Below are 11,752 nucleotides of genomic sequence, written 5' to 3'. Positions count from 1 at the left end.
GTCCGAACGTGGGCCCGGGTCTGTCCCGCCTGAACGAACTGGTGCGACGACGCGTTTGAGGGAGCCACTGTCGCATCGGGATCGCCTGGCGCGCCCTACGTTTAACGAAGCGCGTCTGCGGGCCGGCGTGCTCCGACGAATCCTTCGATAGCTCGTCGGTGAACATGTATGAGGACGACCCGGTCTCCGCCCAGGAAATGTTGGCTGTCCCAGATAGCCCGTAGAGGTCGGCCAGCGCACTTACCATTTACTGTGTGGCTTATCTCGCGAACGCGCACTGCGAACGGTGCCGGACACCGGTGCGCAAAAAGCGACACTGCGCCACCTGTCGACAGGCCATCGCCCATCTGGGGCCACAGTACAGATACGCCGCGGCGAACATTCTCGCCAACTCAGGGCCCCTCAGCCAAGACTGGGCAAGCCTTGAACAGTGGCGCAACGCCGTCAGTCTGCCGCTTGACAACCTGATCGCCGACCTTGCCGGCGACTGGTTGAACAGATGCGCTTCCACCGCCTTGCTCGACGGCAACGTGACCGCAGAAGCCTTGGCGCTGTTCCAACGTGCTGCGGCCGCCCTGGGATGGCCACAATCCGCTATAACCCTCAACCAACAGCTCCAACGAGAGCACCAACTCGCCATGGTCCGAGCAGGACACCTCCCCACCGTCGACGGGCAGAACTCGCTCATGCTCCCGCGAGGTGAACGCTGCCACATGTGGGTGCAAGCGGCCCGCTGGCGCGAACTCAAATCAGGCCCCCAGGCCACCAAAGGGTCGCTGATCATCACCGACAAACGCATCCAATTTCGGACCCTCCAAGGGTCAGGAGAAGTCGGCCTCAGCAAAGTTCTCGGCGTGCACTACAAGCCGCCATGGGTCATATTCGAATCGACCAACCGCACAATGAGCGGCAACTTTCGCTTCGCCGACCCGCAGTGGGTGGCAACAGTCGCTCTCGCGGCGATCCAAATCGAACGGAAGATCCTGCACCCCGCCGGCCCCGCTGCAGCGAACCGTTCAGATGAGATCGATGTGATGACCGGCGAAGAGTTCGAGGACTACGTCGCAGAGCTGCTCCGCCGCGTCGGATGGCACGTAACCCACACGGCTCGAACTGGTGACTTTGGAGTTGATCTCATCGCCACCTCCGGACACATCCGTAAAGCTGTCCAATGCAAACGGCTTTCCCAACCAGTCGGCGTATCGGCGGTCCAGGAAGTAGTAGCCGGAGCAACTCACCACGGCTGCACCAGCAGCATGGTCGTGACCAACACGACCTTCACCAGGGCGGCACGAGACCTCGCGTACACGCACAACTGCGAACTGGTCGGCAGCGACCAGCTGCTGCGGGCACCACTGGAGCCCGACCGCCAAATCTCCTGAGCGAACGAATTGCGGCGTGTTCAACGAGGCAACCTTGCCGGGGCCCAAGGGGGCGTCCACGTACGAGATCAACCCAGCGGACCACACAGAGCCCTGACCTGCACGAATCCTGTCTCTGTCGGATTCACCGCTCAACGCTTAGACTGGTTACCTGGACAAACAGGGGAGGTAGGCATGGCTATCCGCGGTGACACGACAGCCGGCGCGCAGGCAGCGCACTCGGCGAGTATGCACCTGTCCACTGACACGCCCGAGATCCCCACCGGAAGCGACACCAAGAGCACCGCGATCGCGACCGCCCTGCAAGCCATTGTCGACACCGGGAAGACCGAAACCACGACGTACAACACCAGCGTCGACCAGCTCCGCCAGGGCCTTGCCGCAGCAGCTGACCGAATCACCGCCGCGGACCAGCAAGGCGCCGCCACCGTCAACCAAAGCGGAGGGACACGATACGTATGACCACATACGCACCGCAGACTGCGCCGGGCCGCTGGATCAGCGCGGCCGAACTCGCGCGCGAGTCGGGCCTCCGTGAAGACCTTGTGCAGCGGTTCATGCCGGCCGACACGACCGGCCCTGCCCCGATGTACAACGCCGGCGCCGTTCCGCTCGCTAAGTACATCAAGCGGCTCACCGACATGGGCACGCCCGCGTCGGCGATCGACGCTGCCGTCCGCGAGCTCCACAACAACTCGGGCGCGATGATGCAGATCAGTCTCGCCGCACCAGAGGCACCCAGCCGTCGGGGCCGCATCCTCGCGATCTCCGGCGCCGCCGCGGCCGCTGCACTCATTCTCGGTGGAGTGATCGGCGGGCTCGTGGGATCCGGCACTCGCGACGCCGCAGCGCCGACCGCGCCGGCGCCGGTCACTGTGACTGCAGAGGCGCCGCCGATCGACGTGAGTGTTCCCGCGTCGGCAGATCCTGTCTGCGCTGAATGGTCACCATTGGCAGACGGTTATCGTGCGAAGCGAGCAGCCTGGGTTGCCATAGATCCAAATATCGCCGCTGCCCAATGGACACCCGACCAACGGGCGGCGAATATGGCGGTGATCCCGACGCTCCGTGCGGAAGCTGATGACCTGCGTCGACTCGCCGGGAAGGCGCAAAACGATCTGTTGGCCACGCTGATGCGCAGCCAGGCGCAGTACGAGGACGCGTATGCGAATCGACTGCCGAATTACCAGCCTAACGATCAGCGGCTCTGGCAGGCGGTGACTGATTTCGGCAATTCAGTGAACAGCGTGTGCACCGTCACGGGACCGCGCTAAGCGAGTCGGCATGATTGAAAAGCCGCCGAGTCCGCATGGGCTGATCGGTGATCATTGGCCTGAGATCGATGAGCTCGGCATAGCCAAGGTGGCGACGGCGCTGGCGAATGCCGGCACTGGCGCAGGGACAGCTGAGCAGAAGTCGTACCAGGACGGCACTTCCTACCAGGCGTTGCTGCCGGAGGGCTTCGAAACGCAGGTCGATGCGGCGTTCAAGGTCGGCGGTATGGCCGCCGACCTCTCTGGTTGGTTCACGAAATGCGCTACGGAAACCGGGGTAGTCGCAGAGGGTGTCGCGCTAGGCAAGCTCCTGATCGCTGTGACCACCATGGTCGCCGAGGCGGTGATCGCCTCCAAGGAGGCTGAGATCGCAGCCCTTCAGTTGGTGAGTTTGCGCCCAGAAGTCCGAGCGCAGCGGATTCAGCAATTGCGTTCTGAGATCAAGCAAATCACTGACGACGCCAAGGACGCGATTCAAGAACTCTACGAAGGCATCTACACGCCGACAGCTCCGGCATCACCCGGCTTGCAGCCCCTGATTCACAACGATCAGCCATTCCCGCAGTTTCAGTATGGGCAGATTGTCCCTGCAGGTTCAGGTACTGGCTCCGAAACCGGCAAAGGTGATACCTCGGCGCTCGACAATCCGATCCCTGGCACGAAAGGTGATGTGAGCCAGGGGATGACCGACTCGAAAGGTGATGTCCGTCCTGCCGGCGACGGAACCGGGAAGGGTGATACGGGGAAGCCTGCCGAGCTTTCAAACTCGACTAAAGGTGATGTGCGACCGGCAGGTCTTGTCGAGAACTCTCAACCAAGTGTGGCGTCCCCTTCGGGTTCGGCCAGTGCTCCGTCCCCGACAGCCCCAAGCACTTCTGGATCAAGTAGTGCGGCGTCGGGTCTGTCTTCAATGGGTAGTTCGATGCCGAAGATGCCGTCGGCGCCGAGCGCGCCTTCCGGCGGCGGTCTTGGCGGCGGTAGTGGGTTGTCGGGGCTCGGCTCGGGTGGTGGTGCGTCTGCGTCGCCTGCTTCTTTGAATCCGACGCAGCAGTTCTTGAATGGTGCGGCGCAAGGGTTTTCGCAGTCTCCGGTAGCGACTGGTGCGTCGGCGGCGACTGCCGCTGCGCAGCCGTTCAGGCCGCCTGCGGGTTCGACGATGCAGACTTCGCCCGCGCCGTTGGCGCCGACGGCGCCGGCCGCGGCGACCCCTTCGGCGCCGGCTGCTCCTCAGCAGGTTGTGACGTCGTCGCCGAGCGGGCCGGTCGGAGCGGGTACCCCGCCGATGGGCGCGGGAGCGGGAGGTGTGCCGTTGGCCCCTCCGCCAGCAGCGGGTGTGCCGAATACTGCGCCGCCTCCGTCGCCGGTTGCTCCTCCGCCGGCGGCGGCAGCTCCGCCGGGTGGCGGTGGTGGTGGGCCGGTGTCCGGTCCGCCGCCCGGGATCATGAATCTCGGCGGGAAGAATGCGGCGCTCAAGGCTATGCAGATGGGTGCTCACACGGTGGGAGAGGGGCTTCGGTCGACCCCGGAGTTCAGTGCGGCGATGGCGCTGGTGGCTGCGCTCAACGATCCGGAACGGCCTGCCGGCAGCCTCATCTTGGGTGGGTGGTCGTGCGCGGTGTTTGGGGCCGGTGCGTCGATGCGATTCGTCGTCGCCGAGCGACACGGTCTGTCGTGGATTCCAGCCGGCGTCTACCTGCCGGCAGGGGTGACAGTGGCGCATCTGGATGAGCGGGTGCCCGCCGATGTGCGGCACTCCTGGCGTGGCCTCGACCCGTCGGCGCTTGTGCTCGCCGAGTACGCGAAAGCCATTGGGGAGCAACCACGCATCGTGGTTGCTCGTGCCTATCATCCGGGTATGCCGGGCTGGTTTGGCCGTGATGTTGTGTTGGCTGCCGATGAGGCGAGTCGGGTGATCATTCCGAATCCGCTGCATGAGCCTGGTGAGCCTGGTGGGCGGCATCGGTTGGAGTTGGCGGCGCCGGAGCATTGGCGTTGGGTGATGTCTCTGCCGGATGCGGTGTTGCCCGAGGAAGTCCAGGCGGTCGCCCAGTGGCTCGTCGGTGAGCATGACCAGATGTTCGCGCAGTGGCCCGATGCGGCCGCTGATGCGAAGCTGCGGGACTTGGCGCTGTCTCAGATCGGTCGGGAGGGCGGCGCGGGTGATGTCAAGCAGTTGCTGGCCGCGAAGATGGGCGAGTTGGCCACCCGGTTGATCGGAGCTCCGAATTATGGGACGCCGCAGTGGGGTATCCACACGGGCATGGAGATGGCTCTGCGTGGGTGGGAGGCGCTGCTGCTCAGCTTGGGGAGTCCGTCGCGGACGGTGATGGCTGATATCCAGTACGCGGTGTTGATGGCGACGCAGCCGATCCTGCCGCCACCGATCGTGGTTGCCGCCGGCGCATAACGCGGGCCGCCGCCCTGCGGTCTGTTCGGGCGCTGTATAGCTCTCAGGTTCTTCAGCGTGCGTAGTTGAACTTCACAAGCACCGGCAGGATGGGCGCACGGGTACGGAAAATGGGGCTGCGCGGTGCTGGGTGGTGGCGAGATCCACACTCCTTCGGTCATTCGTTGGACGCTCTCAGTAGGGGGAGCGGCAAGCTGCCCAGCCGTATATATGCACGGTAGCGGCGTATATACTGCGGTTGTGGGAAAGCACCTGATCGACATTGACGAGCAAGCCCTGGAGCAGGCCCGCGTGGAACTTGGCACCTCCACGATCAAGGACACTGTGAACGGTGCTTTGCGGGCGGCTACTGCGCAGCGTAAGCAGCGGGTGACGAAAGCCTTGGATGCGTTGGCTGCCGCACCTCGCGACAACCGCGACGACGCATGGCGCTGAGCTACCTGATCGACACGAGCGTCGTCAAGCGGATGGCCGCTCCCACAGTCCGGCAAGTAGTGCAACCCCTTGCCGAAGCCGGCGAGATCGGTCGCGTCCGCATCACCGATCTTGAGGTCGGATACTCCGCGCGCAACGAACAGGAGTGGGACGAGCTCATCGGCGCACTGGATATCTTCGAAGCGGTCGAGTCCACCGCTGCGCACCACCGCCGCGCTTTGCAGGTCCAGCGCCTCCTGGCCCGGAGAAGTCAACGAGGCCGAAAGATTCCCGACTTACTGATTGCGGCTGCCGGCGAGGAACACGGGCTCACCGTGCTTCACTACGACGCGGACTTCGACATCATTGCCACTGCCACTGGACAACCCACTCAGTGGGTTGTTCGTACTGGAACCATTGATTAGGCCGAACAGTACTGTTCTCGCAACAGCGCTAAGGCATTTGGTGGTGTCAGGCGCGGTCGTGTGGTGGATTTTCTTGAAGGTACACACGTTTCGTGTACGACCGGGCTGCCGCGCGTCGGCGTTCAGCTTCTTCGAAGGCCTGTTGGGTCTCCAATTGGCCGAAGTGGCTGCGGAGGTAAAGGAATAGCTCGCGGTCGAGCGCGTAGACACCAGGGATTGGCTGCTGAAGGTGTCGTCTGAGAAGGTCGCGAGGTGGCTGAGCGTCCGGTTGGCCGGTGTCGTGGCGACGAAGGGCTTCTTTGGTGATTGCGTCGCCGACGGCGTGTTCGCTGTCGGCGATGACGTGCCAGTTGACGCCGGGGTATTGGGCACGCCATCTCTGGTCCCCAGCGGGAGCGATGATCGGTCGAACGTGAATGGCGTACTGGCGGTAGAGGGCTTCGAGGTCGTCGTCTGCGGACTCGACGGGCATGGTTACCGCCGCGGCCGATAGGTGCGCTTCACCGCGGTGGATGGGTCGTCGAGGAACTCGTCGATGCGTGCGCGGACGGCGGTCGGGAGCGCGAGGTAGGCGGCTTGTGCGACTGACATGTCCGTGGCCGGTTCCAGCACCAACACGCCGTCAGCTTCCTCGTGCAGGAAATAGGCCGAGTCCGGGTGGCCGACAAGCGTGACGCGGCCGCGGCTGTCGGTGCGGATCAGTTCACTCATGCCACCACGCTTCCTGGTTGCTGGCCAGACCGTGAAAAGGGTAACTCCTCAGTTTCGGATCGATGCCTCTCGCGACCGCTACGCCCGCCGGGCAGCTGGCCAACCTCTTATCCAGTCGTCTTGAACTTCCTGCGGCGGTCAGTAATCATCGCTGTAACCGTCGTGCCTGTGCGGCGGTCCTCGTTCGGAGTCCACGGCTTCGATGGATCGGGGCAACGCCCTTTGGGCGACGCGGGCGACCCGACCTATTGGCTCAGCAGTGTTGTGGTGACCGTGGATCGCCTTACATCGACACTGCGTTGCTTCGATAGGAAGGTAGGTACCGTCATGGCCACCAATCCCGAACGTAAGCCGCGCAATAACGCGCGGAAATCCGCTGCGCGAGAGCTTCAACGGAAGAATCCGGGCATGGGCTATAAGGAGGCCCTGTCGCTGACCCCGTCATCAGATTCTCTGGCGATTGCCCGGTTTCTTCATCACTCCGAGCAGTTGAGTGCTGCGCTGGAAAATGTCGAGAACGCGGTGTTCCGGGGCATGAGGGTGCGGCGCTCGGCGCCAGATAATCCCTATCTCACAGTGGAGCTCGATGGTGTGGGAGAGCTGACGCGACTGTGGTTCGCGACTGTCGCTCGCCATACCCCGGAGCAGATCGGCGCCATGACGATGGCGGCCATCGCTGAGTGCTATCAAGCCTTGGGCGAGTGCCAGCGTCGCGCGATGGATGCGGCGACTCTGGCCAACGGGCTCTCTGCGTCCCAGGAGGAGGGTGAGTGGAGTGTTCCTGACTGGAGCGCGGAGGCTCCTGGGCCCGATGCGGAGCAGAGCTTCTCGGTGAGGCAGTTCACGGTCGTCGATCCAGCCGGCTCGGTGTCCGTCTCAGTCTCCGGGCTCGGGCGGTTCGCGGCTATCACCGTCACCTCTGCCGATGTTGACCACGAGTCGTTGGCAGACCGGATCGTCGCGGTGGCAGGGTTGGCACGGGCCAAACGTCTCACGGAACTTCGGCTATGGGCGTTGGCCAACCATAAGGCTGAAGGGCGCAACCCTGATCGGTTCGACCACTTCTTCCGCGAACACCGAAAATGCCCCACCCCCGAGGAGTACCAGGCTTTGGAAGATCGCGTGTTCGCCAGCGGAGCGTCCTGAGCGCTCTGCACACGACATGCACTGGATTCCGTGAAGCATTAAAACGGTATGTAAGACGTGTCGGGCGGGTGGTACTGTACGCCACATGGAGAGTCTTGGTGATCTGGTCGATCGGCTGATCAACGAGCGCGGCGAGACGTTGACCGCGTTCGCGGAGCGGATGGGAACCAACCGCCAGACTGTGCGCGGCTGGCGAACGAGCTTCCCGGCGCCGGCCACGCTGCGTCGGATCTCTGAGGCGCTCGAAGTGCCGTACTCGACCGTGCTCACCGCAGCGCTGTACACCGCCGACTACATCGAAGGCATGGAAGACGTCCTGGCGAACCAGACCGTCCACGTTGTCGTTCGAAACGAAGGCGGCGCGTATGACCGGGGTGAGGCGGCGCCCGCTGCGGTGTTCACAAATGCCGACAGGGCAACGGAATTCGTCGAGATCTCCGACGCGGTGACCCCGGGGGCGGACTTCGTCGAGGGCCCCATCATCGTCGACGCGGCTGAACCGCCGCCGGCGGTACGCGTTCACACGCTGACGTGGTCACATAGGGCGGACAAGATCGCCGAATCGTCGATGCTGTACGGCAGTGTGCCCACCCGCGTCGGTGACGGCGGCGTGAGCGCCGTTGAAGGCCTCGAACTGAGTGACACGGGCGAGATCTACCAGCTGCGAGTGGACAGCCTCGATCCGGATGCGGGACGTGAAGTACTCCAGGCGGCCTTGCGGAAGCTTCGGGGTGACGGCCGGCTCCTGCCGCCGGAAGTCGACGTCAACGGCGGGCACAGCGGGCTGTCCGCGTGGGCGTACGAGCAGAGCCTGTTGAGCCCGTTCGACATGTCGCCGTTACAACGCATGGAGTCGCTGCCGCAACGCACTGACGCCTCACCGATGCAGCGCATGCCCATGGCCATAATTCGCGGCGGCGGTATGGCACCACGTCCTGCGGGGTTTGTTCCAGTCGAGACAGATGATCTCCGGGCGGGCGATGTCGGCATCTTCGACGACCACGCGGTCCTGGTCGCCGAGCCTGGACGGCTCATTGGCACCGACGGTCAGCACATACCGATAAGTGAGGTCGTCGACCATCCCGGATTCAAGGGATTCGTCCGCCACGCCAGCTCCACAGAGCCTTCATCGCCGACCGATGGTGATCGCACTGGCCGATCTGAACAAGAGGCGCACACCCTGGCGAAGGTGGCGAAGGCCGCCGAGCGCGCACTGGGACTTCCGTACGTCTGGGGCGGCGGGACCGGCCCAGACCGGTCGCGTGCGAACGAGTTTCGTCCGCGACGACGAGTGATCGTCAACATGGCAGAAACCGACGAAGGAGATGCTGGAGCATGAAAACCCCAGAAACGATTGACCGGACAAGCGAGCGGTTCGTGATCGACTACGGCGACCCGGAACACAGCCCGGCCCGCATGGTCGACGTCGACGAACTCACCGAACGGCTCGCACGCGATATCGAAGCACATCACTACGGGTACGCAGACTCCGACGCGGCGACCGTCTACCGCTACGTCCCGGGCAGCCCGCCACGCCTCGAACAGCTCACCCTGACCTGTGTGCAGCGAGAAGAGTACGACGAGAACGACTGGGCGTACCCAGCGTGGGAACTGACCGGCCCCGACGGCACGTCATGGGCCACGGTCGGAGTCCGGATAGACGGCCGGGCCTGACAGACGCATAGGCATCGGAAAGGGACGGCAATGAACCTGGGACTCTGGTTGTTCAGCTTGGAGCACGACGGGGTGCGTGACTGGTTTTGGTGGGTTACAGCCTGGATCTGCTGGCTTGCCGGTATCGCTTTTACTGTTGGCGTTCCCCTGGTGCTGGCACTTAGTCACCTAGTCCGGTGAAGGTATTCCGCGGCCGGGACCGTGGTCGGGAGAGCCGCGAAACTCATTGGCGTCTTGGAGTGGACTGCAGGAGGATCGTTCAGATGGATAGCTCAGTCGAATCGCTATTGGTCCGTGTTCGGGCGGCGAGAGTGCATCGGAATTGGCTCAATACCGGGCGGCGTCGTGGACCCGTGCGGTTCTTGACGGTCGTTGAGAAGGATTCAGCAGGAGCGTCTCAAGTTCTTGCCTACCTGCCGATGGCCGATGAACGTGATCAGCGGGCGGCTTTTGAGTTTCCCGGCCATGTCGTGGTTCGGAGCGAGCGTATGTACGCAGTTGAGAAGTTGGCCGCCGACGCTGTGAGCGTTGAAGATTCGCGGTTTGTGTCCCCGGAGCAGGCCGCGATGTTTCTCCTGGAGGTGGCCGACCTGGATATCGGCGAAGACCTCCTACGGCAGGGTGGGCTTGGTGAGTTCTTGGCATACTTTCGCGCCCATCCGATCGCGAAGCCGGCCTTCACCGAAGCATGAGCAAGCTGCCGTACTGTGTTCGGCCGTGCGCTAATTGCCCGTGGCGCAGGGATTCTGCGGCGCGCGAGTTTCCGGTTGAGCGGTATGAGGCATTCCGTGCGACGGCCGGTGCACCCGGACGAGAAGCCGGACTCGGTGCGCCAATCTTTGCCTGCCACAAGTCGGAGTCGGGGCGTGACCGGGTGTGTGTGGGTTGGCTCGCGATCGCCGGAACTGATCACCTCGGTATCCGGCTCGCGGTTGCGGTCGGTCGCCTGCCGGCCGGTGTCCTCCAGCGTGCCGAGGACTGGCCCGATCTGTTCGGTTCCTACGACGAGATGGCCGAGCGGAACGGGGTGAAGAGCGCCGACGTCCCGTGTTCGAACCTGCTATTTGGGTGACAGCGGCGGTGATATCGCGGGCGAATGCTTGACGGTGCACTGTTGCCCATTATGGGAAAATGGGCGGTAGTTTTGCTGTATGGAACCTGCGATTATCGAGACTGACGCGCGAAGCCGTGCTGTCCTCCCGGGTCAGCCGAATGCGCGGTTCTTAATGCGGGTCAACGAAGACGGGAGCATTCTGCTTCAGCCGGCACGCGTCGTGACCGAAGCGCAGCATGAATATGACTCGACGCCCGCGCTGCGTGAGCTGCTGTTTCGGGCTGCGGGTTCGGCCACCGTGCGGCGGTCTCGGGCAAAACGTACGTGAGCTCGGAGGGCGACTACTCAGCTGTCGCTGACGGTCAACTCGATGACCTTGAGCAGGGTGCGGACGTTGACTTGTACAACGCGGTGCTCGACGTCATCGAGCTCATTTCCGAGCGCCAGGGCAGGCTCAGTTCTACTCGACGGCGATCAGCACAGCAGAGGCAATCAAGATGCGGGATCCGGGCTTCGGCGACTACAAGGTGTTCTGGTCAACGGACGGACCACGCATTGAGGCCATCTTCAAGCACCTGTAGGGGGCGGCGATGTCCGAATATGTGATCGCGGCAAGGGAATTCGCTCGGCGCGCACATACCGGGCAGCGAGACAAAGCTGACCGGGAGTACTTCGAGGGGCACCTCGTGCCGATCGCTTCGGCGGCGCAAGTATTTGGACCTGATGTGGTGGCCGCTGCGTGGTTGCATGACGTCCTCGAAGACACCGCGGCGACGGCGGAGGATCTGGCCCGGGCAGGCATTCCCGCGCATGTCATTGCTGGGGTGGAATCGGTCACCCGCAGACCGGGTGAGACGTACTCGGAGCTGATCCAACGAGCGTGCGCTGACTCTGTCGGCCAGTTCGTCAAGCTGGTCGACAACGCATGGAACATCACCGCGAATCCCAACCTGGTGCAGGTTGACCCGGCCAGGGCGGCGTCGCTATTGAAGCGACGTTACGAACCGGCGCGGCAGGAACTGATGGCGGCCTGCAGGTTGGACCTTGCGGCGCCGGCAGTCCTGGAGATGCAGCGCGTCCTCGACACCTACATGGCCCGATCGCACGGCCAAATTTGAGGGGGCGCTGTGCAGATGCGTCGCGACGCGACGTGAAGGCGTCGAAATTCGACGCCACTCCTAAGTATGTTTGCTGAACGGTCGAGCGAATGCTTGCTTTCGTACTGCGATATTGACGCTACGTTCCTGGTCAACCAGTCGAGAGGA

13 protein-coding genes and 1 pseudogene are annotated in these 11,752 nt (G+C 63.5%); 12 read left to right on the top strand and 2 right to left on the bottom strand.

Annotated elements, in window-relative coordinates:
• Nucleotides 1-1,025: 1,025 nt before the first annotated feature.
• The 6 genes and pseudogenes from AAHS21_RS14385 to AAHS21_RS14360 all read left to right on the top strand — a co-directional run.
• Nucleotides 1,026-1,382 (top strand): annotated as a pseudogene (locus AAHS21_RS14385) (restriction endonuclease); the annotation flags it as partial.
• A 174-nt stretch (nucleotides 1,383-1,556) separates the two neighbouring features.
• On the top strand, nucleotides 1,557-1,844 hold the full coding sequence (locus AAHS21_RS14380) for a hypothetical protein (RefSeq protein ID WP_342928305.1): 288 nt from the start codon (nucleotides 1,557-1,559) through the stop codon (nucleotides 1,842-1,844).
• A gap of 125 nt (nucleotides 1,845-1,969) precedes the next feature.
• Nucleotides 1,970-2,656 carry a hypothetical protein gene (locus AAHS21_RS14375; protein ID WP_342928304.1) on the top strand — a complete coding sequence of 229 codons (687 nt, stop codon included), beginning with the start codon at nucleotides 1,970-1,972 and terminating at the stop codon, nucleotides 2,654-2,656.
• A 10-nt stretch (nucleotides 2,657-2,666) separates the two neighbouring features.
• Nucleotides 2,667-5,063 carry a hypothetical protein gene (locus AAHS21_RS14370; RefSeq protein ID WP_342928303.1) on the top strand — a complete coding sequence of 799 codons (2,397 nt, stop codon included), beginning with the start codon at nucleotides 2,667-2,669 and terminating at the stop codon, nucleotides 5,061-5,063.
• Between the two features lie 240 nt (nucleotides 5,064-5,303).
• Nucleotides 5,304-5,498 carry a hypothetical protein gene (locus AAHS21_RS14365; protein ID WP_342928302.1) on the top strand — a complete coding sequence of 65 codons (195 nt, stop codon included), beginning with the start codon at nucleotides 5,304-5,306 and terminating at the stop codon, nucleotides 5,496-5,498.
• Nucleotides 5,489-5,902, top strand: coding sequence for a PIN domain nuclease (locus AAHS21_RS14360; RefSeq protein WP_342928301.1), 414 nt, complete (start codon nucleotides 5,489-5,491; stop codon nucleotides 5,900-5,902). The genes AAHS21_RS14365 and AAHS21_RS14360 overlap by 10 nt, the downstream gene beginning before the upstream one ends.
• Before the next feature lie 46 nt (nucleotides 5,903-5,948).
• Here AAHS21_RS14360 and AAHS21_RS14355 read toward each other — a convergent pair whose 3' ends face one another.
• Both AAHS21_RS14355 and AAHS21_RS14350 read right to left on the bottom strand, forming a co-directional pair.
• Nucleotides 5,949-6,374, bottom strand: a complete 426-nt coding sequence (locus tag AAHS21_RS14355) for a hypothetical protein (RefSeq protein ID WP_342928300.1) — start codon at nucleotides 6,372-6,374, stop codon at nucleotides 5,949-5,951.
• 2 nt (nucleotides 6,375-6,376) lie between these two features.
• A complete protein-coding gene (locus AAHS21_RS14350) occupies nucleotides 6,377-6,613 on the bottom strand; it encodes a hypothetical protein (protein WP_342928299.1) in 237 nt (78 codons plus the stop codon).
• A gap of 327 nt (nucleotides 6,614-6,940) precedes the next feature.
• On the opposite strand from AAHS21_RS14350, the gene AAHS21_RS14345 reads away from it, so the two are divergent.
• From AAHS21_RS14345 to AAHS21_RS14320, 6 genes are all read left to right on the top strand, one after another.
• On the top strand, nucleotides 6,941-7,759 hold the full coding sequence (locus tag AAHS21_RS14345; protein WP_342928298.1) for a hypothetical protein: 819 nt from the start codon (nucleotides 6,941-6,943) through the stop codon (nucleotides 7,757-7,759).
• 85 nt (nucleotides 7,760-7,844) lie between these two features.
• Nucleotides 7,845-9,098: a helix-turn-helix transcriptional regulator gene (locus AAHS21_RS14340; RefSeq protein ID WP_342928297.1), complete on the top strand. Its 1,254-nt coding sequence runs from the start codon at nucleotides 7,845-7,847 to the stop codon at nucleotides 9,096-9,098.
• Nucleotides 9,095-9,433 carry a hypothetical protein gene (locus AAHS21_RS14335; protein WP_342928296.1) on the top strand — a complete coding sequence of 113 codons (339 nt, stop codon included), beginning with the start codon at nucleotides 9,095-9,097 and terminating at the stop codon, nucleotides 9,431-9,433. Before AAHS21_RS14340 ends, AAHS21_RS14335 begins: the two co-directional genes overlap by 4 nt.
• A gap of 362 nt (nucleotides 9,434-9,795) precedes the next feature.
• A complete protein-coding gene (locus AAHS21_RS14330; RefSeq protein ID WP_342928295.1) occupies nucleotides 9,796-10,125 on the top strand; it encodes a hypothetical protein in 330 nt (109 codons plus the stop codon).
• Complete coding sequence (locus AAHS21_RS14325; protein WP_342928294.1) at nucleotides 10,122-10,505, top strand: DUF6283 family protein; 384 nt, start codon at nucleotides 10,122-10,124, stop codon at nucleotides 10,503-10,505. The genes AAHS21_RS14330 and AAHS21_RS14325 overlap by 4 nt, the downstream gene beginning before the upstream one ends.
• Nucleotides 10,506-11,077: 572 nt before the next feature.
• Nucleotides 11,078-11,605, top strand: coding sequence for a phosphohydrolase (locus AAHS21_RS14320; protein WP_342928293.1), 528 nt, complete (start codon nucleotides 11,078-11,080; stop codon nucleotides 11,603-11,605).
• The last annotated feature ends 147 nt before the right edge of the window (nucleotides 11,606-11,752 follow it).

It is taken from the genome of Mycobacterium sp. 050272 (assembly GCF_039023525.1).
Lineage (GTDB): Bacteria > Actinomycetota > Actinomycetes > Mycobacteriales > Mycobacteriaceae > Mycobacterium.
The sequence above is the reverse complement of the archived record's forward strand: the minus strand, read 5'-3'. Positions and strand labels throughout refer to the sequence as shown.

Bases quoted from the DNA above. Each gene is read 5' to 3' on its own strand.
- AAHS21_RS14380 (WP_342928305.1), top strand. From the start codon at position 1,557: ATGGCTATCCGCGGTGACACGACAGCCGGCGCGCAGGCAGCGCACTCG.
- AAHS21_RS14340 (WP_342928297.1), top strand. From the start codon at position 7,845: ATGGAGAGTCTTGGTGATCTGGTCGATCGGCTGATCAACGAGCGCGGC.
- AAHS21_RS14375 (WP_342928304.1), top strand. From the start codon at position 1,970: ATGTACAACGCCGGCGCCGTTCCGCTCGCTAAGTACATCAAGCGGCTC.
- AAHS21_RS14320 (WP_342928293.1), top strand. From the start codon at position 11,078: ATGTCCGAATATGTGATCGCGGCAAGGGAATTCGCTCGGCGCGCACAT.
- AAHS21_RS14355 (WP_342928300.1), bottom strand. From the start codon at position 6,374: ATGCCCGTCGAGTCCGCAGACGACGACCTCGAAGCCCTCTACCGCCAG.
- AAHS21_RS14350 (WP_342928299.1), bottom strand. From the start codon at position 6,613: ATGAGTGAACTGATCCGCACCGACAGCCGCGGCCGCGTCACGCTTGTC.
- AAHS21_RS14345 (WP_342928298.1), top strand. From the start codon at position 6,941: ATGGCCACCAATCCCGAACGTAAGCCGCGCAATAACGCGCGGAAATCC.
- AAHS21_RS14325 (WP_342928294.1), top strand. From the start codon at position 10,122: ATGAGCAAGCTGCCGTACTGTGTTCGGCCGTGCGCTAATTGCCCGTGG.
- AAHS21_RS14335 (WP_342928296.1), top strand. From the start codon at position 9,095: ATGAAAACCCCAGAAACGATTGACCGGACAAGCGAGCGGTTCGTGATC.
- AAHS21_RS14360 (WP_342928301.1), top strand. From the start codon at position 5,489: ATGGCGCTGAGCTACCTGATCGACACGAGCGTCGTCAAGCGGATGGCC.
- AAHS21_RS14370 (WP_342928303.1), top strand. From the start codon at position 2,667: ATGATTGAAAAGCCGCCGAGTCCGCATGGGCTGATCGGTGATCATTGG.